This is a genomic window from Mesorhizobium sp. INR15 (assembly GCF_015500075.1).
Classification (GTDB): domain Bacteria; phylum Pseudomonadota; class Alphaproteobacteria; order Rhizobiales; family Rhizobiaceae; genus Mesorhizobium.
Map to the genome: position 1 here is coordinate 5,288,133 of NZ_CP045496.1, position 20,183 is coordinate 5,308,315.

Genomic DNA, 20,183 nt, shown 5'->3' on the forward strand with positions numbered 1-20,183 from the left:
CCTCTCAGGCAATCGCACGGCGGCGCGACGCAAGGATAAACAGTCCGAGCAACGCCACGCTCGCGGCGGCGCTGGCAGCGGCAAATTCCGGCACCGGCCGGAAATCCTTGCCGTCGATCAGCAACGACGCCGCGACCGGCCCGATCGCCAGGCCAAAAAGCTGCGCGGCCGGCACCAGCAGCACGGCCGTGCGTGTCTCGTCAGCGGTGATTGCCAACCGTATCTGATAGGGCACGACGAACAGGAGGATGAAACCCATGACCAGCGCAGCGGCCCAGAATGCCGTGATGCCCGGCCCGCTCGCCAGAACAAGCGAGCTGATCAGCGCGACGATACCAATTCCCGTGATGGCGACGCGATAATCAATGCGGGCTTCGAACACGGTCGCCGTCGTCGCACCCAGGACCTGTACCGCGAGACTGGCGGAGACGATCAGGCCAATGGTGCGCCCGTCAATGCCGAATTGTCCGCCGATCGGCTCCAGAAAGGCCCAGACCGCGCCGAAGAACATGAAGTAGCAGAAGACCGACAACAGAGCGGTGATCGAAGGCGCCGTCAGCACATTGGCCAGATTCTCTTCCTTAGGCAGATGGGCGTAGTCGCCGGGAACGATGAAGGCGACCGCCAGCGATGCAAAGCAGACGATGGCAAGAACGATGAAGCCCCCCGCCGATCCGGCAGCCGGGATCACATAGAGCGCCAGCAGCAAGGCAAGAACACATTGCGCCAGGGTCTGCATGGTGACGAAATAGCCGCCGATGCGCTCGGCCCGCCGCGAACGGGCGATCAGTTCCGTGGCGACCGCGACCAGGCCACCCTCGGCCAGTCCGGCCAGGGCACGGGCAGCCATCAGCATGTTGGCGCTCGTGGCATAAGCCGTCCAAAGGTTCGCCACCGCAAGCAGGATCAAAAGGACAGCACTTTTCCCGCGCATGTTGCGTGCGGATAGCAACATCGCCAACACCGCCGAGCCGATCGCAATCGCGATCATCTCCGCCGTGGCGACCAGGGCCAATTCATCGCCTCTGACATGACCCTCGGTGTAAAGTGCGCCAAGCAGCACGGGCTGAAGACCCAGGATCAGCAGGCCGACAGAACCCACCCAAAGAGCCGAGGCAAGTTGCAAGCGCGTCGGGTTGCCAACCAGCCAATCGCCGCTATCCGCGACCGCGGATTCTGTTGACGTCACAGGCGCCTCCCAACGTCCTTGCCGCTCGGCAGAAAATCTGACAGGTTGTCAGCATTACAGAAACTGATACTTGATCATGTTTCTTGTCAACCAGAAATTTGGACGTCCACGAGAGATCTGGCGGATGACGGAAACAAGGGGAACGGCAACCGAGCTCAGGCGCAAACCGAAGCAGGAGCGCAGCCGCGAGCGCATCGATGCCATCCTGTCGACGACGATGCGGCTGATTGGCGAAAAGGGCATCGATGCCGTCACCATGAAGGAAGTGGGCTTGCTGGCCGGCGGGCCGATCGCCACCGTCTATCACTATTTCCCCAACAAATCGGCGATCCTGGCGATGCTCTACGAGCGGTTCTCAGAAGTCAGCCGCGCACGGCTGACAGCGATCATCGCCGACTTAAGCCGCGTTGACGATGTCATTGGCGCCGCCGACCGGTTGCTTGACGACTACTATGAGCGCGTCGCGAGCGACCCCGCCATCCAGGACCTGCAGAACGCGATCCAGGCCGACAAGGCTCTGCAGAATCTCGATATCGCTGAAACCCGGCGACAGGCGAACATGTTCTACGATCAGGTCGCCCCTCTCCTTGATCCAGACAGACGCGAGCAGTTCGGGCGGATCGTTTTCCTGATCTTCCAGCTTGCTGGCGGTGTAGTACGCCTGGCGCTTACCCAGGACGAAAAAGAAGGCCGCAAGACGATCGAGGACTACAGGTCGATCATCCACATCCAGTTACGGCTTTTTCTTTAGGGATCGCGGAACGAAAATCCGTCCGATCCTTGACTCTGGCAAGCCACAAGCCTATCTCACCGCCACGTTAGCACTCGCCTTTAGTGAGTGCTAACCGATTGTCCGGTTCGCCGGGCTTTCATGGATTGTCCGGCTTTGCCGGACGGAGGAACTGTTCTCACCATTCTCATCGAGGAAGTAAAAATGGCAAAGTCGAAGTTCCGCCCGCTTCATGACCGCGTGGTCGTTCGCCGGGTCGAATCCGAATCCAAGACCGCCGGCGGGATCATTATCCCGGATACGGCGAAGGAAAAGCCGCAGGAAGGCGAAATCATCGCCGTCGGCTCCGGCGCTCGCGACGAAGCTGGCAAGCTGGTCCCGCTGGACGTCAAGGCTGGCGACCGCATCTTGTTCGGCAAGTGGTCGGGCACCGAAGTCAAGCTCAATGGCGAAGACCTTCTGATCATGAAGGAATCCGACATCATGGGCATCATCGGCTGAATATCGGCCTCACCGTCAACTGAATTTCGGGCTTGAACTCAAAGCCCCGACAGGAGCTAACAATGGCTGCTAAAGACGTAAAATTCTCCCGTGACGCCCGCGAGCGCATGCTGCGCGGCGTCAACATCCTCGCTGACGCGGTGAAGGTCACGCTTGGCCCCAAGGGCCGCAACGTCGTCATCGACAAGTCGTTCGGCGCCCCGCGCATCACCAAGGACGGCGTCACCGTCGCCAAGGAAATCGAACTTGAAGACAAGTTCGAGAACATGGGCGCGCAGATGGTCCGCGAAGTCGCTTCGAAGACCAACGACATCGCCGGCGACGGCACCACGACCGCGACCGTTCTGGCGCAGTCGATCGTCCAGGAAGGCCACAAGGCCGTTGCCGCCGGCATGAACCCGATGGACCTGAAGCGCGGCATCGACCTGGCCGTGACCGAAGTCGTCGCGGCTCTCGGCAAGGCTGCCAAGAAGATCAAGACCTCCGAGGAAGTTGCCCAGGTCGGCACGATCTCGGCCAATGGCGACGAGTCGGTCGGCAAGATGATCGCGGAAGCGATGCAGAAGGTCGGCAACGAAGGCGTCATCACGGTTGAGGAAGCCAAGACCGCCGAGACCGAGCTGGAAGTCGTCGAAGGCATGCAGTTCGACCGCGGCTACCTCTCGCCTTACTTCGTCACCAACGCCGACAAGATGGTTGCTGAGCTCGAGGACGTCTACATCCTCCTGCACGAGAAGAAGCTCTCCAACCTCCAGGCCATGCTGCCGGTTCTCGAAGCCGTCGTGCAGACCTCGAAGCCGCTGCTCATCATCTCGGAAGACGTCGAAGGCGAGGCCCTGGCCACGCTGGTCGTCAACAAGCTGCGTGGTGGCCTGAAGATCGCCGCCGTCAAGGCGCCGGGCTTCGGTGATCGCCGCAAGGCCATGCTGGAAGACATCGCCATCCTCACCGGTGGCCAGGTCATCTCCGAAGACCTCGGCATCAAGCTCGAGAACGTTGGCCTCAACATGCTCGGCCGCGCCAAGAAGGTGTCGATCTCCAAGGAGAACACCACCATCGTCGACGGCGCCGGCAAGAAGGCCGAGATCCAGGGCCGCGTTGCCCAGATCAAGCAGCAGATCGAAGAGACCACTTCGGACTACGACAAGGAGAAGCTGCAGGAACGTCTGGCGAAGCTCGCCGGCGGCGTTGCGGTGATCCGCGTCGGCGGTGCGACCGAGATCGAAGTCAAGGAAAAGAAGGACCGCGTCGATGACGCCCTCAACGCGACCCGTGCGGCCGTGGAAGAAGGCATTGTCGCTGGCGGTGGTGTTGCCCTGCTGCGCGCTTCGGCCAACATCAAGGCCACCGGCATCAACGCCGACCAGGCTGCCGGCATCAACATCGTGCGCCGCGCGCTGCAGGCTCCGGCCCGCCAGATCGCTGCGAACGCCGGTGCGGAAGCATCGATCGTTGCTGGCAAGATCCTTGAGAACAAGGGCGCGACCTTCGGCTACAACGCCCAGACTGGCGAATATGGCGACATGATCGCCATGGGTATCGTCGATCCGGTCAAGGTCGTTCGTACCGCTCTTCAGGACGCAGCCTCGGTTGCCGGCCTGCTCGTCACCACCGAAGCCATGATCGCTGAAGCTCCGAAGAAGGACTCTGGCGGCGGCGGCGGCATGCCTGGCGGCATGGGCGGCGGCATGGGCGGTATGGGCGGTATGGATTTCTAATCCACGCTTCCATCCGCATTCAGCTACGGAAAGGGCGGCAGCGATGCCGCCCTTTCTCGTTGTTCAGAGCAGCGTCAAATCTCCGAGCCTAGGCTTCAACCCGATCGCGGAAAAAAGAGCCCGCCGGCGGGGGCCAGCGGGCGACGGGCCTTCAACGGCCCCCTGACCGCCTGGAGGGACGCGCGGTCGTGCAAAGCAACGTATGACCGAGGCCGGAAGTTTCAGCGGCTAAAAAATCGACCCAACCGGCCGTACCAATGGCCGCTACCGGTCGGCCAGCGCCAGCTTGGCGCCGAGCATGACGAAGGCGGCCGCGAAGCTGCGGCGCATCCAGGTCAGCACCTTTGGCCGCGACACGACATGATTGCGGACAGAGGCAGCGAAGACGCCGTAGCCGACAAAGACGACGAAGGTCAAAACCATGAAGACGGTGCTGAGTTCCAGCATCTTTGAAAACGCATTCGGCTCCGTGGTGCTGACGAATTGCGGCAGGAAGGCGAAGAAGAAGATCGACAGTTTCGGGTTGAGAACATTGACGAGGATGCCGGTGGCAATCACCTTGCCGGTCGAGCGCGGCGCGACATTTTCCTCGACACTCAGGCCGCCTGTCTCCTTCAGCGTCCTCCAGGCCATGTAGAGCAGGTATGCGACGCCCAGATATTTCAGCGTTTCGAAGGCGACGGCACTGGTGTGCAGGAGCGCGGCAAGGCCAGTGATGGCAGCGGCCATATGCGGGATGATGCCGAGCGTGCAGCCAAAAGCGGCGATGATGCTGGCGCGGGCGCCGCGTGAGAGCCCAGCGCTCAGCGTATAGAGAACGCCAGTGCCGGGCGAAGCCACGACGATCAGCGACGTCAACAGGAATTCGATGCTCACGGTGGTTCCTCCAGATGCCCTGCCCGGAGTTACCGTAGTCACCGAAATCCGCCGGCACAAGCCGGGCGCAAATCGGTCGAAGGCGCCTCAGATGAGCGGCAGGCCGTGCGCCTCGCGCGCCATCAGGCAAGCGTCATCGCCGGGCATGCAAGCGCGGCAGACATCCGGACGGAGCTCATAGATGCCACAGGCGGTCTTCTTGCCGACATCGCCGGATAAAGCGGAGCAGCGCACCCCATCGCACCGCATGCCGGATTCATCGGCCGCGACATATTTCGCCGGAATGCGGTCGAGTTGCGCGTCATCCTCCATGGAAAACCGCGGCCATTCCGACGAATAGGAGCAGCACGCCCCGCAGCTCTGGCAATCGAATGCGCCATGCGTCGGCGGCAAGGAAAGGCGATCGCTATCCTGCGGCAAAGCGTTATTTCTTTTTCCGGGCCTTGCCCTTCGGCGCTTCCGACGGGGACTTGAAAAGGTCGGTCGAAGCCTCGGCAGGCTCTTCAGCGCCTTTCGGAGCAGCGTTCACCTTGGCCGGCTTGGCGGCGGCACCCGGCGCGGTAGGCTGGTCCTTGCTGGAAAATTTGATGGCCATATCAGTCCTCGTCAGCGAAACGTGATGGCGCGCGCGGATTGCGCAGGCGGCCGATCAGTGCCGAAACCGCCGTGATGTTCATTTCCTCGGGCGACCAGTTCTTTACCGCCTCGATGTGGTGGGAAGCCAGTTCTCGATGCGTGCTGCCGCTATAGGCGGCGTCCTGATAGGTCACCCGCTCATGAGTCTTGGCGTCCTCGCGGACATATTCGATCAGGTAGTTCGGGCATTCGGCGCGGCCGCGCACCCCAACCCTCACCTGGGCATCGCCATGAGCGCGCTTGCAGCGCTCAAGCTTCTCAAGCACGCGCCGGACATATTCGACCGGCTTGTCGAGACCTTCGACAACATCGGCGATGGTCGAGTCGGCGGCAATCAACTTTGGCGGAACACGCTTGGTGGCCATCAGCGTTTGCCCACGCGCTTCGGCTGAGCAGCCAGGACCGTAGCAGCCGCAAGATCGTCAGCTTCTTTTTCCAGGCGCAGTTCACGCAACCGGGCGGTCTTGGCCTCACGCGCCTGACTGACGGCGTCCTGTTCGGACACGATGCGGCCCAATGACATGGATTGGGTCCGGGTCTTGCTGAATATGGACTCAGCCTGATCGCGAGATGTCTTCGAAGTGGCGGTCAAAGTCTTTCTCCTGTCCGCAGCGTGATGCAGGAAGACCGGTTCTCGACCGGGATCACGCACAAAACAATATGGTATCGGTCTCAAATCGCGCGCCAACCGAAGGCGCAATGCTCTTTCGACCTGTCAGAGCGTCCTTAGCACGACCAAATGGTTGTGCGGCTTGTTAAATTGACCGCTCAAACGAAAAAGGTCAGGCATGGCCTGACCTTCCGTTAGAGCGCCTCGCGTCCAGATGGATACGCAAAGGGCGCTCTCAGAATTCGCCATTCACCGGTGCCAGTACATCCGTGGTCACCGGGAAAGCTGAATTCCGAATTTAGGCCGCCTTCAACTGGTCGGCGGACATCTTGCCGGACTTGTTGTCGCGGACCATCTCGTAGCCAAGCTTCTGGCCTTCGACGATGTCGCGCATTCCGGCGCGCTCGACGGCGGAGATGTGAACAAAAACGTCTGCCGAACCATCGTCAGGCTGAATAAAACCAAAGCCCTTGGTGGCGTTGAACCATTTAACTGTGCCGGTGCTCATAACGAACCCTTTCCATGGCAAAATACTCGTTCGCCGCCGTGCGAGTGCACAACGTCGTTTGTCTCGATTTTTGATGGGGAAGTTCGTCAAAGGCGCGCTTCAATGCGCGGATAACAAAAGTCGGTCAAACAAATATCGACAAACATCTTCTAGACTTCTTTTGGAGGCCTGTCAAATTTCTGGGCTGCCTGGCGTTACGCCGCCATCCTGTCCAGCTGCAGAATTGCCTGCCGCAACGCCTCGAAGCAAGCCGCATCGATCGCCGTACCGACATCGCCAGCCATGATCTCAAAGGCCTTGGACACCGGCATGGCGGCGCGATAGGGGCGTTCCGCCGTCAGGGCGTCGAAGATGTCGGCGGTGGTGACAATGCGGGTGTCGAGATCGATAGCGTCGCCTTTCAACCCGCGTGGGTAGCCTTTGCCGTCGAGCCGCTCGTGATGCGCGCCGGCAATGCGAGAAAGCTCCCGAAACGCCCCGATCCTGGACAGGATGATCTCGCCCAGCGCCGGATGATGGCGGATCGCCGCCCATTCGGCTTCATCAAGGCGATCGGGCTTGTCGAGGATTTGATTCGAAACACCGAGCTTGCCGATGTCGTGCAAGAGTGCGGCGCGCTTCAGCCGGCGGCGGCGCTGATCGTCCAGTCCGAGCCCCTCGGCTATCATGTCGGTGAACAGGGCCACGCGCTCGCTATGACCGTTGGTGAAGGGCGACTTGGCATCGACCACTTTGGCGAAGGCAGCGGCAATGTCATCCAGATAGTCGTCATTGATCGGCAGTTGCTGATCCGTCGGCGAGAGGCCGACCACGGCCAGCGAAAGCTCTGGCGAATCCAGCATGGTCCAGAAATTTGGCGCTGCCGCCGCCCGCTCACAGGCCTCGACAAGGCGCGGCTCGAACCAGGTGCCGGAACGCACGCGCAATTCGGCAAGCGCGCCTTGCGAGCCAGAGCTGGCGTAAAAGACATCGGCGATCTGCGCGACCAGCGCGATCCGCGCCAGCGGCGAGATGGCTTCGCCCGTCAGCCCGGTCGGCTGGCCTTGGCCATTCCAGTGCTCATCAAGATCCATGACGCCTTGCGCGACCTGCTCGGGAAAGCGCATCTGCCGGACGATTTCAGCACCGGTCTGACAGCGTGTCTGGAAAAGCTCCCTGGCGATGGTGCCGCCGTTCATGGCGATGTTGAGCAGCGCCCTGAAGCGTTCGGCCAGCTTCGCCTTCATGCCGGTTCGCGACAGCACGAAGCGCAGGATCTGAGGCAGGCTGTCGTTGACGAGGTGGAAGTCATGCTTGAGCGCGATATCGTCCGCCAGGTACAGGCTGCAGATGCGCGCTGCATTGCTGCTGCAACCGACATCCTTGAGAAGAAGGGTGTAGTAGAGGTGCGAGAGCTGTTCCGGCGACAGCCCGGCTTCGCGGCCGATGTGGAAACCGATCCAGCAGGATCGAACGCAATGGCCGGTCGGATGGCCTTCGCTGATGTCGAGCGCATAGCTGAGCGCGCTGACCAGTTCGGAAAGCCCGATACCGCCGACAGAAGGCCCTTCTTTCGAGACAATCAACATCCTGCCACCCCTGACACAGGCGGGATGGAAACACAGAGCGTTTAACGTTCCGTTCCACTTCCTGGTGTGGCCGGTTGTGGCGGCCTCGACATCTGGTCCATGCCGCCTGCGTCAACGATCAGAAAATTTGCCCAATATGCCTTCACAGCATGCCGCGGCTGAGGCCGCCATCCACGGGCAGCGCGACACCTGTGACATAGGCCGCATCGTCGCTTGCGAGGAACGCCGCGACAGCACCGAACTCGGCGGCGGTTCCGTAGCGCTTCGCCGGAATCTCGGCCTGGCTCTCGGCAGCGATCACGGAGGGGGCGACACCCCGATCCGCGGCATCCATGGCGTCGAATTCCTTCGTCCTGTCCGTTGCGAAGCGGCCGGGCAGCAGCAAATTGACGGTAACACCTTCCGCCGCCACCTCGGCGGCCAGGGTCTTGGCCCAGCCGGCGAGTGCGGCCCGCAGCGCATTCGATGCGGTCAAGCCAGGGATCGGCTCACGGACGGAGGTGGAGGAAACGCCGATGATGCGACCCCAGCGCCTCGCCCGCATGCCGGGCAGGAAGCATGTGGCGATCCGGATCTGGCTGAGCATCATGCTGGTGAATTGCCCCGCCCATATCTCCGCGTCAAAGACACTCGCCGCGAAAGGTGGCGGGCCACCGCCATTGAGCAGGACGATGTCGATCCGTTGATGTTCCTGCTCGACCGTACGAAGCAGCCGGGAGACACTGCCGGTGTCAGAGAGGTCGGCGCTGAGGGCGGTGCAGGCCCCGCCAGCCGACTGGATCATACCGCACGCCTTTTCCAAGGTATCCGCCGCCCGCCCGACCAGGATGATGTCAGCGCCTTTTGCCGAGAGAGCTTGGGCGACCCCAAGCCCCAAGCCCTTGCCTCCACCGAGAACCAGCGCTTTGCGCCCCTTCAGATTTGTACTCATCAGGTCAAGCTCCGCTAGCGAACATGCACGATGGCGTCGGCTTCGACAGGAACATTGGCCGGCAGGCCGCCCATGCCGAGCGCGCAGCGGGCATGCTCGCCACGCTCGCCGAAGACATGCAGCAGAAATTCCGAAGCACCGTTGCCAACCTCCGAATAGCTTTTGAAGCCGGGTATCGCATTCACGTAGACGGTCAGCTTCGCAAACCTGACGACGCGGTCGAGGTCGCCGTCCAGAGCCTTGTCCAGCCAATGGACGATGTTGGCGGCGCAAAGCCGGGCCGCGTGCTGCGCCGTGGCCAGATCGACCTCCCTGCCGACCTGACCGGTGGCGGCGATGTCTGCGCCGATCTCCGGTATCTGGCCGGAGACGTAGATGATGTCCCCGACCCGCACCGTCGGCGAGAAGGGCAAGGCGGGGCGCTCAAGGGATGGCCAGGCAATACCGAGTTCTTCAAATTTCTTTCTATAGGACAAGGTCCGCTCCTCTCGTTGGATAGGAGAGACCTTGAACTCAGGTCGGGTGTCGCGATAGGCTGATACTTCTTAGGGCACTATCAGGAATCCTTATGACTGGGGATATCGACATCAGGCTCCTGCGCGCTTTCGTCACCGTGGCGGATGTGGGAACTGTCAGCCGGGCCGCCGACCGTCTCGCACGCACGCAAGCCGCGGTCAGCATGCAGCTTCAGCGCCTCGAGAGTGAAGTGGGCGCTCAATTGCTGCGCCGCTCGCCACGCGGCGTAAGCCTGACGGAGGCCGGTGAGATCCTGCTTGCCTTCGCCCGCAAGGCGATCGCGCTCGGTGAGGACGCGAGACGCGAGATAGAAGGCCGCAGACTTGTGGGCCGGGTCCGGCTGGGCATCGTCGAGGACCTAGCGGTGACCCGCCTGCCCTCCATCATCGCCGACTTCCGGCGACGTCATCCGTCCGTGGAGATCGAGTTGACATCGGCAGGCAGCACCGATCTCAGCAAGTCACTAAGCGAAGGGAAGTGCGACATCGTCATGGCCGATCCCGCGCGTTTCACCATGGCGCCGCGAGGCCATCTGTCGCGGCAGCTGGTGTGGGTGGCAAGCCGGATGATCGAACTCGACGACGAGGCCGAGCTTCCGCTCATTATCTTTGATGGGGCCTGCTCCTGGCAGGACCGCATGCTGGCTTCGCTTGCCGAGGCCGGGATCGGCTGGAAGGTCGGCTGTCGTGTATCGACCTTCGCGGCGCTGATCTCGGCGCTCAGGGCCGGACTTGGGGTCGGCCTCTTGCTGCAGGAAGGGCTGCCGCACGACTGCCTTAGCCTCAACGGTCGCCTCAATCTGCCCCAAGCCCCAGTCGCGGATTTCGGGATCTACATCGCCAGGAACTCGCCCAAGTTGGTCGAGGAGTGCGGAGATTTTCTGCTCGCCGGATTTGAGATGTAGGTGCTGCTCGTCGCGGCGGCACGTCAAGCTTCGCCGCGAGCTTGCCGGAGCAGAGCTGGCAATACGCCTATTCGTCCGGGCCAGGCTCCGGCCAGGTCTCTTTCGCGGCCTCGGCGTACCAGTGGCGCATTGCCGGTGTTGCCAGCACCGCCTCGACATAGGCTCTGGTGTCGGGCGCCAGCGTGCCGCCATAAGTGTCAAAGCGGGTGACGACAGGCGCATACATCGCGTCGGCGGCGGTGAAATGGCCAAACAGGAATGGCCCGCCCTGCCCGTATTGCTGACGGCACTGCCGCCACAGCGTCTCGATGCGAGCCCGCTGCGCGTCCCCTTCGACGTCGAGCGGCTTGTGACCCTTTGGCCGGCGCAGGTTCATCGGCCAGCCGTAACGGACTTCGCGAAAACCGGAATGCATCTCGGTCGCCGCCGAACGCGCCAGCGCGCGTGCACCAACATCTTGCGGCCAGAGTTTTTTCTCCGGAAAGAGGTCGGCAAGATATTCAAGGATTGCAAGCGTTTCCCATATGATCTTGCCGTTGTGATTCAACACCGGCACCTGGCCCGTGGGCGAAACCTCGGCAAGATTCGTCGCAGTCTCAGGCGTGCGCAGCCGCACGAAACCTTCCTCGAACGGAATGTCCAGGTGCTTCATCGCAACCCATGGCCGCAGCGACCATGAGGAAAAGCACTTGTTGCCGATGTAGAGTTTGAATTCAGCCATTTCTTCTCCCCGAACGGTGTTGCCCCAAGCCCCGCTCGAGCGCACACACCGGCACACTAGCGTGACGGCGTCACAGCCGAAAGTTGCGCGTTTTGAAGCGAAGGCCTGGCATCATTGGAACCTAAGCGATGTCGGCTCGTTTGCCTTGGCGAACAAAAACCAGGAGATGCGAAATGGTGAACAAGGATCAAGTCGCGGGCGTGGCCAAACAGGTCAAGGGCTCGGTCAAGGAAGCAGCCGGCAAGGCCACGGGCAACAGGCAGACCCAGACCGAAGGCATGGCCGACAAGGTCGCGGGGAAGGTGCAGAAGGCCTACGGCGACGTAAAGGAAAAGGTCAAGAAGGCGCTTTGATCGAACGGCGCTTTTGACAGCGAAGAAAAGGCAGCCGCCAGGGCTGCCTTTTTCTCATGTGCCCCAGTTCTTGCTGAATGCGTTGGTGAACGTCACCTCACCTTGGTCGTTGGCGGCCTCGCCCAAAACGACATCCATGCCGTCGTTTGTTATATGCGCAATCGCAAAGCCACCCATATAGGCGGCCTTCGGCTTGAACAGGTCGAGACTATCCCTGCGATAAATCAGCGGCGTCCCGTGCTGGTGGCCATGAAAGATACCGACGACATTGTAGCCCTTTAGCGTAGCCAACAGCGCTTGCCTGTCGGCGTCGCTCCACCAGTGCGGCGCGCCAGTGCCGCTGTCGTCGAAGGTCGTTTTCGCCGGGTCCCACCGCTCGGTTGAAAATGTGTCCCAGCCATAGTGCTGAAACAGGATCACGGGACGGCCGTCGCCGGCATAGGTGGCCAGATCCTGTTTGAGCCAGGGCAAGGCATTGACGGCGCCATGGCCGTTGTCGCCGGCAAAGCGATGGGTCTGAATGAGATGCAATCCGCCCCAGTCCCATGAATAGCAGTCGGTATCGACGTCATAGTCGGTCGCCGGCACCGGCGGTTTGAAGAACACGCCGGCACGGTGGTTGACCTCGACGTAGTCGCGCATTTCGCGCCGATACCAGTCGACATGATGCGACGGACCGTTCTGGTCGAGGTCGTGATTGCCAAGCCCGACATAGACCGGCATGTGAACGCGATCCGGCCCAACACCCTGGCTGTAGCGCTGACTGAATTGCAGGAGCTGAGTGCCTTCGCTGGGCTGGGTAATCTGGCCGCCGCCGTCGTCGGTGATGTCGCCGCCGACGACAAGGCCAAGCGGGGTGCCGATACGGCTGCCAGCAGCGCGCAGACCTGTGGCGCCGCCGCCGATCTCGGCCGGCCATGTCTTCTCGCCTATGCCGTTCAAGGCCGCGACGTTGCGCAGCAACGCAGCGTCGGTCTTGCCTTCCTGCAGGCAATTCGGACTCAACCCGCTTGCCATACGGCAGGCATGGATATCGGCGATGAACAGGAAGGTGGCGTCAATGGGCTCAACGCGCGCGCCGGTCTGGCCAAGAGCCGGGCGCGCAAGCATGCCGGCGGCGGCAAATCCTGCCGCGCCCGTCAGGACGTTGCGTCGCGAATACAATCTTGGTGGGCGGTGATTCATCATCGACGGAACATGCACATACGGCCCCTGCGCGTCCAGTTTCAGTGCGATATCACGACTGCTGGCGCATCGACATCGCACCGAGCTTCTGTCATGCCTGCAAGTGCTGACGTATGAGCGACAAGCAACGGGGCTATGAAGATCGCAACTATTGGCATACTGGCGGTTTTACTGTCAGCGAGTGCGGCGCACGCGGATCAATGCGTCGACGCAAAATCCGCAAAGAACGGTTTCACCCTGGAGATGCCTGGCATCCGCAGCGAGTTCCGTCCCGTAGCGGGTGGGATGGTGTCCGTCGCCAACAAATACGGGTCTCAATCGCCGCAGACGCAATATTTGTTTGCCGGCCTGATCGAGGTGTTTCGCGATAGCAACACCGGCCGGCTGGCCATGATCCCGTTTTCCGATCTGCGAAAACTGTTTCCGCTGAAGGTGGGCGCGAAGAGCACGATTGAGTTCGTTGAGCTGTCGCCGAAAGACCCGCCGAAGAGCGTCAAGACGTTGACCTTGGTCGTCAAGGGCAAGGAAACATTCCGCCTGGGCGACTGCAAATATGGTGTGCTGGCCGTCAGCGAGACGTTCAAGAATGGCGCAGGCGATACACTTGACACATATACCGCCCTTTATGCGCCTGACCTGCAGGCGGCTCTGGCACGGCGCTACGATGATGGCACGAGTTCGGAATCGGTGAACGGTTACCAGACGATCAGACCGCTGGCCAACTAGACCTCGTCAAACGCCGCCAGACAGTCCCGCAACACGCCTGCGTCCTGATCTGTCTTGGCCATGGACATGGCGCCGGAATAGGTGGCGACGGCCAACGTTGCAAAGCGCCCTGGATCGACGCCTTGTTCCCTGCCCGACTGCTGGTCCGCCCTGACCTTTTCGGCGATCGCTTCGCGCCAATCCGCGAAGATACCGGCAAGGGCGGTGCGGAAATCCTGATCGGCCAACGACAGCTCATGCGCAAGGTTGTTGAGTGGACAGCCGCGCACGAAACCCTGGTTCTCAAGCTCCGCCGCCACGGCTTCGAAGACAAGCCGAATCCCTTCCCGCGCAGAGCCCGCCGCGCGCAGGGGCTTGATCCAGGTTTCATCGACGGCGTTGGCGACACGCTCCTCGATCACCGCGAGAGCCAATGCCTTCTTGGTCGGGAAATGATGGTGCAGCGCGCCCGCGGTGACCCCCGCCGCCACCATCAGATCTCCTAGACTGGACGCATGGTAGCCGCGCGCCTGGAAAGACCCTTCGGCAACGTCGAGCACGCGCTTGCGCATGCCCTCAGGATCGTTGGTGCGTTTTTGACGCCGCGATTTAGGCCGGGACATGGTCTCTGCTGACATCGTCAAACAATAGCATGTTGACAAAACAGGACAACCAGTCTGTTTATGAACAGGAGGATCACCCTGTTTTGGAGAAGAGACGATGAACCTGCCGCTGAAAGCGCACTCGAAACCTGACGACCTCGCCTCGCCAATTGTCGAACTCAGGCAGTACACGCTGAAGCCGGGCCAGCGCGACACGCTGATCGACATCTTCGATGGCAATCTGATCGAGGGCCAGGAACAGGCCGGTATGACGATCATCGGCCAGTTCCGCGACCTCGACCGCCCGAACATGTTCGTCTGGATGCGTGGCTTCGCCGGCATGGAGGCCCGCAAAACTGCGCTGACCGCCTTCTATGGCGGACCAATATGGGCAGAGCACCGCAACGCGGCCAACGCAACGATGATCGATTCGGACGATGTGCTGTTGCTGAGACCAGCTTGGCCGCAGGCCGGCTTCGATCTTTCAGATGCCCAGAGGACGATGCTTGAAGATTCCAGCGCGAACAATGTCTTGGCTGGGCTTGTTGTTATCCAGATTCATCACTTGCGACCTGGTGCGGAAGCCGATTTCGCCAGCCGCTTTGCCGCCGAAGCCGTTTCCGTGCTGACAGCGCACGGCGCACGGCTGCTTGCGGCCTTTGCCACCGAGCATGCCGAAAACAGCTTTCCCCGGCTGCCAGTCCGGGCCAGCGAAAACGTGTTCATCAGTGTCATTGGCCTCGACAGCGCCGAAGCGCATGCCCGACACCAGGCCAAGCTCCTCGCCTCGCGGCAATGGCAAGCCTTCCTGCAAACAGCCGATCTTGCCAAGCCGACCGAGACCTTGCGGCTGTCGCCCACATCGCAGTCCCTGCTGGGGCGATATTCCTAGGCTGCAAACGCCTGCAGGATGCTCTTCGCAACCAATTCCGGGTCCTCCCAATGCGGGTTGTGGCCGCAATTTTGCGCGTGGACGAGAATGGCTTCGGGAAGTGCCCGAAGCAACACCAGTTGATGCGCTTCGCCAAACAGCGGGTCGCACGCACCGGCTATGACAAGTGTGCGGGTTCGCACCGTTCGCGCCGCGCCGGTCAAATCGGTACGGCAGACCTCCTCCAGGATCGCACGCCAGCGCGCCGCAGGCATGGCCGAGGCGTCCCTCGCCATGCCGGCAAGAAAAGCCTTGGGGACGACGGGCAGGCAGGCATGCCACCAATCATAGAGTGGGTCGGTCGGCGAAATAGGGTCGCGCAGGGCTTGTATACCGGCCAGCATCGGATGGTCCGGTGAGAAATCGGGCTTCAGCGTGCTGGCCAGCATCACCAGCCCACTGATGAGCTCAGGATGCCGTGTCGCCAACGTGATCGCCACCATGCCACCCAGCGAATGGCCGACGGCGACTGGCCGGTCCAAGCGAAGGCGTTGGATCAGGCCTGCAATATCGGCGGCGAAATCCGAGATGCAAAAGCCTGTCTCCGGTTGTGAGGCGCCATGGCCGCGCAGGTCCGGAATGACAAGGCGGCGGCCGGCCAAATGCGGCGCCAGCAGCGAGTAGCTGCGACTGGTGTCGGTAAAGCCGTGCAGCAAAAGCAGCGCTGGCTCGGCGCCTGATATCTCGACATAGGCGACATCGTGACCGCCGACATCGACCAGGCGTTTGCGGGTGGGCCAGGCGTCCTGTTCCGTCAACGCTTCTTGGTCTTGCAAGGCGTCCATCGCGACCGGCCTCACAGGCCAAGCTTTTCCTTCACCGCGGCAAGGCCGGGTTTGCCGTCGAAGGTGGTGACACCGGCCAACCAGGCATCGAGCCTACCTTTGTTCAACGTGATTGCCTTCAGCGCACCATCCTCGGGCTTCATGCCATCATTGATGAGGTAACCCATGCCGACATTCTCGAAATCGATGTCGAAGACGAGATTCTTGAGAAGTTGCGCGACGTTCGGACATTGCTGCAGGTAGCCGGTGCGCACCTGGGTCGTCACACTCGCGGCGCCGAAATTCGGGCCAAAGAACTTGTCGCCGCCGGTCAGGTACTTGAAATCGTACATTGTGTTCATCGGATGCGGCGCCCAGCCCTGGAAGACGATGAACTGCTTCTCCTTGATCTCATAGCCGACCTCCGAAAGCATGCCAGCTTCGCTCGACTCGACGACCTGCCAGCCGTCGAGACCGAATTGGGGATCGGCAATGGCATCCATCATCAGCTGGTTGGACCCAGGCTCGATGCCGTACATCTTCTTGCTGAACTTGTCGGCGAACTTGTGCAGGTCGGAGACGTCCTTGACGCCGGCCTCCCAGACATAGGTCGGCACGGCGAACGTGTATTTGGCGCCTTCGAGATTGATGCGTACATTCTCGACCGAACCATCCTTCTTGTACGGCGCGTAATAGGTAACCATGGCCGGGTCCCAGTAGCCCAGAAACAGGTCGAGATCGTTGTTCTTCATGCCCTCGTAAATGACGTTTACGCCGAGCACCTCGCTTTGCGGCTCATAGCCAAGCGCTTGAAATAGGACGTTGGCCACCCCGGTGGTGAAGGCGAGATCGTTCCAGCCAGGTTCGGCCATGCGGACCGTCTTGCACTGCTCGGCCTCGGCGGCCTGAGCCGCATGAGAGGCCAGCGCCAAGGCGGCAATGCAGACGCCATTTGCAAGGATACGGAACATCTCGGTTCTCCCTATTGTCGCGCGATTGACCATTTGGTCATTTTATTGTCCCATGGGTTAATCATTGATCTGGGCGGACAAAAATGTCAACATGGATTCGCGATGCATGGACAGATCCCGTGAAACTCAAGCGTCTCGGCGACATACGCCGCAAGGAATTGCGGCAGGCTGCCTTCGCGGTGCTGCAGCGCGAAGGCATCACCGGAGCGACTCTGGAAAAAGTGGCCGCGCATGCCGGCGCCTCCAAGGGGATCGTGCTTCACTATTTCCGCAACAAGCAGGAACTGTTCGAGCATGCGATGCGCGAGGGCAATGCCGCGCTGCGCGACGTGGTGATCGCGCGGCTTCACCAGGCGCGGACGCCGATGGGGCGCGTTGACGCGGTGATCGAGGGTAATTTCGCGGAGCATCTGTTCCTGCCGCCTCTTTGCCATGCCTGGCTTTCGCTCTGCGCGGAGGTGCCGCGCGATGAGAAACTGGCGCGCATCCAAGCGGTGATCCATGCCCGGATGCATTCAAACCTTCTGTCCGGCTTGAAAGGCCTTGTCTCACCGACCGACGCCAATGACATCGCCTTCGGCGTCACCGCAATGATCGATGGTCTCTGGTTGCGGCACGGGCTGCAGCCGGGCGGCATCTCACGCGAAGAAGCGATCCGCCAGGTCAGGGATCACATCGCGGCAAAGCTCGCCCTGCTGCATGCCTCACCCGTTCGCGCCTGAACAGATGCCAACCAAAGTTCATACTTTGCGATAGGCAAGCCGCGCCGCCCACCAATAGATTGGTGCGGCGAAGGTGAAGTCGCAGGGAGGTCCCGATGAGGCTTGGCGGCAAGCGTGCGCTGATCACTGGCGGTTCGGAAGGGATAGGCTTCGCCATCGCCGGCGCCTTCCTGCGCGAGGGTGCCGAAGTCTTGATCGTTGCACGCGATGCCAGAAAGCTTCAAACGGCTGGCGAGACCCTGACTGCCGCAAACGAGGGCGGTGGCGTCGAAACTCTGTCCGCCGACCTCTCCAGCAGCGCGGGTATCGGCGCGACTGAAGAACATGTGAGCAAATCCGGTCGGCCGATCGACATCCTCGTCAACAATGCCGGCGTCGCCTTCCTGGTGCCGTTCGAAACCGTCACCGAAGAGCAATTCCAGCAGTCCTTCGCGCTCAACGTAACGGCGGTGTTCTTCCTCACCCAGCGTCTGCTGCCGCATCTCGCTGCGCAGGCGTCGGTCATCAACATCTCGTCCTATTTTGCCAACAAGATGATCCCGAACCGGCCATCGAGCCTCTACTCGCTGTCGAAGGGCGCACTGAATTCGCTAACCAAGTCGCTGGCCTTCGAGCTTGGCCCGCGCGGCATTCGTGTCAATGCGATCGCGCCGGGTACAATCGACACGGCAATGCGGCGCCGGACCGTCGACAACCTGCCGGCACAGGCCAAGGCTGAGCTGAACGCGTATGTCGAGCGCAGCTATCCGCTCGGGCGCATCGGTCAGACCAGCGACCTGGCTGGCATCGCGGTGTATCTGGCCAGTGATGAAGCCGCCTGGACCAGCGGCGGCATCTTTGCCGTCGATGGCGGATACACGGCCGGCTGAAGACACTTCTCCTTCTCTCGCAAGCACGGCTCCTTCTCTCGCGAGCGCGGCGCTCCGCTTGCCAAATGAATTTGCCCAACGCGGCCGCCAGCCGCGTGCGTGGAAGACGCGCGAAGCGGGAGCAAACATGCTTTCGCAGGCGTATTTCGCTGGGAAGCCCGCTTCAACCGATTTGCATCACCAGCCCCTGCAATCTCCACTTGAAGCCCGTTGTGCAACGCGATACCCCGTTGCCGAATTCGACAGACGGAGAGAGCCGTGAGCGCTGAGAAGACCAGAACCGAAACCGACACATTCGGTCCCATCGAGGTCGCAGCTGACCGTTATTGGGGAGCGCAGGCGCAGCGTTCGCTGGGCAATTTCAAGATCGGCTGGGAGAAGCAACCGGCCTCGATCGTGCGTGCGCTGGGCATCGTCAAGCAGGCGGCGGCGGAAGCCAATATGGAGCTGAAGCGGCTTGACCCGGCGATCGGCAAGACGATCGTCGATGCGGCGCAAGAGGTCATCGACGGCAAGCTCAACGATCATTTCCCGCTGGTCGTCTGGCAAACAGGCTCGGGCACGCAGTCCAACATGAATGCCAACGAGGTGATCTCCAACCGGGCGATCGAAATGCTCGGTGGCGTCATGGGCTCGAAGAAGCCAGTGCATCCCAACGACCACGTCAACATGAGCCAGTCGTCGAACGACACCTACCCGACGGCCATGCACATCGCCTGCGCCGAGCGGATCGTGCACGACCTGCTGCCCGCGCTCAGGCATCTGCTTGCGGCGCTCGAAGCCAAGACCGAGGCTTTCGGCCACATCATCAAGATCGGCCGCACGCATACGCAGGACGCAACCCCCCTCACCCTTGGCCAGGAGTTTTCCGGCTACGCGGCGCAGGTCGCCTCGTCAATCAAGCGTATCGAGTTGACCCTGCCCGGCCTGCAGGAACTGGCGCAAGGCGGCACCGCCGTCGGCACAGGGCTTAATGCGCCCGTGGGCTTTGCCGAAAAGGTGGCGGCGCGTATCGCCGCCATCACCGGCATCGACTTTATCACCGCGCCGAACAAGTTCGAGGCGCTGGCCGCCCATGATTCCATGGTATTCTCGCACGGCGCCATCAACGCCTGCGCGGCGGCCCTGTTCAAGATCGCCAACGACATCCGCTTCCTCGGCTCGGGCCCGCGCTCCGGCCTGGGTGAATTGTCCCTGCCGGAAAACGAGCCGGGCTCCTCGATCATGCCTGGCAAGGTCAACCCGACGCAGTGCGAGGCGATGACACAGGTCTGCGTCCAGGTGTTCGGAAACAATGCCGCGCTGACCTTCGCTGGCAGCCAGGGCCATTTCGAGCTCAATGTCTACAATCCGCTGATGGCCTACAATTTCCTGCAGTCGGTGCAGTTGCTGGCCGATGCATCGGTGTCGTTCACCGATAATTGCGTCGTCGGCATCGAGGCGCGCGAGGACAATATCAAGGCAGCACTCGACCGCTCGCTGATGCTGGTGACGGCGCTGGCGCCAAGCATCGGCTACGACAACGCCGCCAAGATCGCCAAGACCGCGCACAAGAAGGGCACGACCTTGCGCGAGGAAGCCTTGGCCACAGGTCTGGTTACCGAAGCGGACTATGACCGGCTGGTGCGGCCGGAAGACATGACGCATCCGGGATAGCGTGGCGCATCCGGGAC

The 20,183-nt window shown here is 61.6% G+C and carries 25 protein-coding genes; 10 read left to right on the forward strand and 15 right to left on the reverse strand.

From position 1 onward, the window contains the following. Window positions 1-4: 4 nt before the first annotated feature. Window positions 5-1,189, reverse strand: coding sequence for an MFS transporter (locus tag GA829_RS25800; protein ID WP_195175408.1), 1,185 nt, complete (start codon window positions 1,187-1,189; stop codon window positions 5-7). A 124-nt stretch (window positions 1,190-1,313) separates the two neighbouring features. On the opposite strand from GA829_RS25800, the gene GA829_RS25805 reads away from it, so the two are divergent. The 3 genes from GA829_RS25805 to groL all read left to right on the forward strand — a co-directional run bounded on the left by GA829_RS25805 (window position 1,314) and on the right by groL (window position 4,138). Next, a complete protein-coding gene (locus GA829_RS25805; protein ID WP_195175409.1) occupies window positions 1,314-1,940 on the forward strand; it encodes a TetR/AcrR family transcriptional regulator in 627 nt (208 codons plus the stop codon). A 183-nt stretch (window positions 1,941-2,123) separates the two neighbouring features. Further along, window positions 2,124-2,420, forward strand: a complete 297-nt coding sequence (gene groES / locus GA829_RS25810) for a co-chaperone GroES (protein WP_006203049.1) — start codon at window positions 2,124-2,126, stop codon at window positions 2,418-2,420. 62 nt (window positions 2,421-2,482) lie between these two features. Next, window positions 2,483-4,138 (forward strand): chaperonin GroEL, encoded by a 1,656-nt coding sequence (gene groL, locus GA829_RS25815; RefSeq protein WP_195175410.1) that lies wholly within the window; start codon window positions 2,483-2,485, stop codon window positions 4,136-4,138. Window positions 4,139-4,402: 264 nt separating this feature from the next. Here the strand turns inward: groL and GA829_RS25820 are convergent, their stop codons facing one another. The 9 genes from GA829_RS25820 to GA829_RS25860 all read right to left on the reverse strand — a co-directional run bounded on the left by GA829_RS25820 (window position 4,403) and on the right by GA829_RS25860 (window position 9,743). Beyond that, window positions 4,403-5,014 carry a LysE family translocator gene (locus GA829_RS25820; RefSeq protein WP_195175411.1) on the reverse strand — a complete coding sequence of 204 codons (612 nt, stop codon included), beginning with the start codon at window positions 5,012-5,014 and terminating at the stop codon, window positions 4,403-4,405. A gap of 87 nt (window positions 5,015-5,101) precedes the next feature. Beyond that, window positions 5,102-5,434 (reverse strand): YkgJ family cysteine cluster protein, encoded by a 333-nt coding sequence (locus GA829_RS25825; protein ID WP_374940368.1) that lies wholly within the window; start codon window positions 5,432-5,434, stop codon window positions 5,102-5,104. Between the two features lie 4 nt (window positions 5,435-5,438). Beyond that, window positions 5,439-5,609: a hypothetical protein gene (locus tag GA829_RS25830; RefSeq protein WP_195175412.1), complete on the reverse strand. Its 171-nt coding sequence runs from the start codon at window positions 5,607-5,609 to the stop codon at window positions 5,439-5,441. Between the two features lies 1 nt (window position 5,610). Then, complete coding sequence (locus tag GA829_RS25835) at window positions 5,611-6,015, reverse strand: hypothetical protein (RefSeq protein WP_195175413.1); 405 nt, start codon at window positions 6,013-6,015, stop codon at window positions 5,611-5,613. Then, complete coding sequence (locus GA829_RS25840) at window positions 6,015-6,242, reverse strand: hypothetical protein (protein WP_195175414.1); 228 nt, start codon at window positions 6,240-6,242, stop codon at window positions 6,015-6,017. Before GA829_RS25840 ends, GA829_RS25835 begins: the two co-directional genes overlap by 1 nt. A 316-nt stretch (window positions 6,243-6,558) precedes the next feature. Next, window positions 6,559-6,768 carry a cold-shock protein gene (locus tag GA829_RS25845; protein WP_010915421.1) on the reverse strand — a complete coding sequence of 70 codons (210 nt, stop codon included), beginning with the start codon at window positions 6,766-6,768 and terminating at the stop codon, window positions 6,559-6,561. A 194-nt stretch (window positions 6,769-6,962) separates the two neighbouring features. Beyond that, entirely contained in the window at window positions 6,963-8,336 is a 1,374-nt protein-coding gene (locus GA829_RS25850) for an HD-GYP domain-containing protein (protein WP_195175415.1), read from the reverse strand. A 142-nt stretch (window positions 8,337-8,478) separates the two neighbouring features. Beyond that, window positions 8,479-9,267 carry an SDR family oxidoreductase gene (locus tag GA829_RS25855; protein WP_195175416.1) on the reverse strand — a complete coding sequence of 263 codons (789 nt, stop codon included), beginning with the start codon at window positions 9,265-9,267 and terminating at the stop codon, window positions 8,479-8,481. 14 nt (window positions 9,268-9,281) lie between these two features. Then, window positions 9,282-9,743: a RidA family protein gene (locus GA829_RS25860; RefSeq protein WP_195175417.1), complete on the reverse strand. Its 462-nt coding sequence runs from the start codon at window positions 9,741-9,743 to the stop codon at window positions 9,282-9,284. Window positions 9,744-9,835: 92 nt separating this feature from the next. On the opposite strand from GA829_RS25860, the gene GA829_RS25865 reads away from it, so the two are divergent. After that, window positions 9,836-10,687, forward strand: coding sequence for a LysR family transcriptional regulator (locus GA829_RS25865; RefSeq protein ID WP_195175418.1), 852 nt, complete (start codon window positions 9,836-9,838; stop codon window positions 10,685-10,687). A gap of 67 nt (window positions 10,688-10,754) precedes the next feature. On the opposite strand, the gene GA829_RS25870 is transcribed toward GA829_RS25865, so the two are convergent. Continuing rightward, entirely contained in the window at window positions 10,755-11,408 is a 654-nt protein-coding gene (locus GA829_RS25870; protein ID WP_195175419.1) for a glutathione S-transferase family protein, read from the reverse strand. 173 nt (window positions 11,409-11,581) lie between these two features. On the opposite strand from GA829_RS25870, the gene GA829_RS25875 reads away from it, so the two are divergent. Beyond that, window positions 11,582-11,761 carry a CsbD family protein gene (locus GA829_RS25875; protein ID WP_195175420.1) on the forward strand — a complete coding sequence of 60 codons (180 nt, stop codon included), beginning with the start codon at window positions 11,582-11,584 and terminating at the stop codon, window positions 11,759-11,761. Between the two features lie 54 nt (window positions 11,762-11,815). Here GA829_RS25875 and GA829_RS25880 read toward each other — a convergent pair whose 3' ends face one another. Continuing rightward, window positions 11,816-12,949, reverse strand: coding sequence for a metallophosphoesterase (locus tag GA829_RS25880; protein ID WP_195175421.1), 1,134 nt, complete (start codon window positions 12,947-12,949; stop codon window positions 11,816-11,818). Window positions 12,950-13,081: 132 nt separating this feature from the next. Between GA829_RS25880 and GA829_RS25885 the strand changes: the two genes are divergently transcribed. Continuing rightward, the gene (locus GA829_RS25885; protein WP_195175422.1) at window positions 13,082-13,672 is read left to right on the forward strand and encodes a hypothetical protein; all 591 of its coding nucleotides are present in this window, start codon (window positions 13,082-13,084) and stop codon (window positions 13,670-13,672) included. Here the strand turns inward: GA829_RS25885 and GA829_RS25890 are convergent. After that, a complete protein-coding gene (locus GA829_RS25890) occupies window positions 13,669-14,274 on the reverse strand; it encodes a TetR/AcrR family transcriptional regulator (protein ID WP_258051948.1) in 606 nt (201 codons plus the stop codon). The genes GA829_RS25885 and GA829_RS25890 overlap by 4 nt on opposite strands. 97 nt (window positions 14,275-14,371) lie before the next feature. Between GA829_RS25890 and GA829_RS25895 the strand changes: the two genes are divergently transcribed. Further along, window positions 14,372-15,145 carry an NIPSNAP family protein gene (locus GA829_RS25895; RefSeq protein ID WP_195175423.1) on the forward strand — a complete coding sequence of 258 codons (774 nt, stop codon included), beginning with the start codon at window positions 14,372-14,374 and terminating at the stop codon, window positions 15,143-15,145. Here GA829_RS25895 and GA829_RS25900 read toward each other — a convergent pair. Both GA829_RS25900 and choX read right to left on the reverse strand, forming a co-directional pair. Then, complete coding sequence (locus tag GA829_RS25900) at window positions 15,142-15,969, reverse strand: alpha/beta fold hydrolase (RefSeq protein ID WP_195175424.1); 828 nt, start codon at window positions 15,967-15,969, stop codon at window positions 15,142-15,144. The genes GA829_RS25895 and GA829_RS25900 overlap by 4 nt on opposite strands. 11 nt (window positions 15,970-15,980) lie before the next feature. Continuing rightward, window positions 15,981-16,919 carry a choline ABC transporter substrate-binding protein gene (choX, locus tag GA829_RS25905; protein ID WP_195175425.1) on the reverse strand — a complete coding sequence of 313 codons (939 nt, stop codon included), beginning with the start codon at window positions 16,917-16,919 and terminating at the stop codon, window positions 15,981-15,983. Between the two features lie 83 nt (window positions 16,920-17,002). Here choX and betI point away from each other — a divergent pair, with 83 nt between their 5' ends. From betI to fumC, 3 genes are all read left to right on the forward strand, one after another. Then, window positions 17,003-17,641 (forward strand): choline-binding transcriptional repressor BetI, encoded by a 639-nt coding sequence (gene betI, locus GA829_RS25910; protein WP_195175426.1) that lies wholly within the window; start codon window positions 17,003-17,005, stop codon window positions 17,639-17,641. A gap of 95 nt (window positions 17,642-17,736) precedes the next feature. Further along, window positions 17,737-18,510, forward strand: a complete 774-nt coding sequence (locus GA829_RS25915) for an SDR family NAD(P)-dependent oxidoreductase (RefSeq protein WP_195175427.1) — start codon at window positions 17,737-17,739, stop codon at window positions 18,508-18,510. 258 nt (window positions 18,511-18,768) lie between these two features. Continuing rightward, window positions 18,769-20,166, forward strand: a complete 1,398-nt coding sequence (gene fumC, locus GA829_RS25920; RefSeq protein WP_195175428.1) for a class II fumarate hydratase — start codon at window positions 18,769-18,771, stop codon at window positions 20,164-20,166. Window positions 20,167-20,183 lie beyond the last annotated feature (17 nt).

What these genes read in the sequence shown, in the direction of transcription:
- GA829_RS25805 (WP_195175409.1), top strand. Translation starts at nt 1,314, where the DNA reads ATGACGGAAACAAGGGGAACGGCAACCGAGCTCAGGCGCAAACCGAAG.
- groES (WP_006203049.1), top strand. Translation starts at nt 2,124, where the DNA reads ATGGCAAAGTCGAAGTTCCGCCCGCTTCATGACCGCGTGGTCGTTCGC.
- groL (WP_195175410.1), top strand. Translation starts at nt 2,483, where the DNA reads ATGGCTGCTAAAGACGTAAAATTCTCCCGTGACGCCCGCGAGCGCATG.
- GA829_RS25830 (WP_195175412.1), bottom strand. Translation starts at nt 5,609, where the DNA reads ATGGCCATCAAATTTTCCAGCAAGGACCAGCCTACCGCGCCGGGTGCC.
- GA829_RS25835 (WP_195175413.1), bottom strand. Translation starts at nt 6,015, where the DNA reads ATGGCCACCAAGCGTGTTCCGCCAAAGTTGATTGCCGCCGACTCGACC.
- GA829_RS25845 (WP_010915421.1), bottom strand. Translation starts at nt 6,768, where the DNA reads ATGAGCACCGGCACAGTTAAATGGTTCAACGCCACCAAGGGCTTTGGT.
- GA829_RS25850 (WP_195175415.1), bottom strand. Translation starts at nt 8,336, where the DNA reads ATGTTGATTGTCTCGAAAGAAGGGCCTTCTGTCGGCGGTATCGGGCTT.
- GA829_RS25855 (WP_195175416.1), bottom strand. Translation starts at nt 9,267, where the DNA reads ATGAGTACAAATCTGAAGGGGCGCAAAGCGCTGGTTCTCGGTGGAGGC.
- GA829_RS25865 (WP_195175418.1), top strand. Translation starts at nt 9,836, where the DNA reads ATGACTGGGGATATCGACATCAGGCTCCTGCGCGCTTTCGTCACCGTG.
- GA829_RS25870 (WP_195175419.1), bottom strand. Translation starts at nt 11,408, where the DNA reads ATGGCTGAATTCAAACTCTACATCGGCAACAAGTGCTTTTCCTCATGG.
- GA829_RS25875 (WP_195175420.1), top strand. Translation starts at nt 11,582, where the DNA reads ATGGTGAACAAGGATCAAGTCGCGGGCGTGGCCAAACAGGTCAAGGGC.
- GA829_RS25880 (WP_195175421.1), bottom strand. Translation starts at nt 12,949, where the DNA reads ATGATGAATCACCGCCCACCAAGATTGTATTCGCGACGCAACGTCCTG.
- GA829_RS25885 (WP_195175422.1), top strand. Translation starts at nt 13,082, where the DNA reads ATGAAGATCGCAACTATTGGCATACTGGCGGTTTTACTGTCAGCGAGT.
- GA829_RS25890 (WP_258051948.1), bottom strand. Translation starts at nt 14,274, where the DNA reads ATGTCCCGGCCTAAATCGCGGCGTCAAAAACGCACCAACGATCCTGAG.
- GA829_RS25895 (WP_195175423.1), top strand. Translation starts at nt 14,372, where the DNA reads ATGAACCTGCCGCTGAAAGCGCACTCGAAACCTGACGACCTCGCCTCG.
- GA829_RS25900 (WP_195175424.1), bottom strand. Translation starts at nt 15,969, where the DNA reads ATGGACGCCTTGCAAGACCAAGAAGCGTTGACGGAACAGGACGCCTGG.
- choX (WP_195175425.1), bottom strand. Translation starts at nt 16,919, where the DNA reads ATGTTCCGTATCCTTGCAAATGGCGTCTGCATTGCCGCCTTGGCGCTG.
- betI (WP_195175426.1), top strand. Translation starts at nt 17,003, where the DNA reads ATGTCAACATGGATTCGCGATGCATGGACAGATCCCGTGAAACTCAAG.
- GA829_RS25915 (WP_195175427.1), top strand. Translation starts at nt 17,737, where the DNA reads ATGAGGCTTGGCGGCAAGCGTGCGCTGATCACTGGCGGTTCGGAAGGG.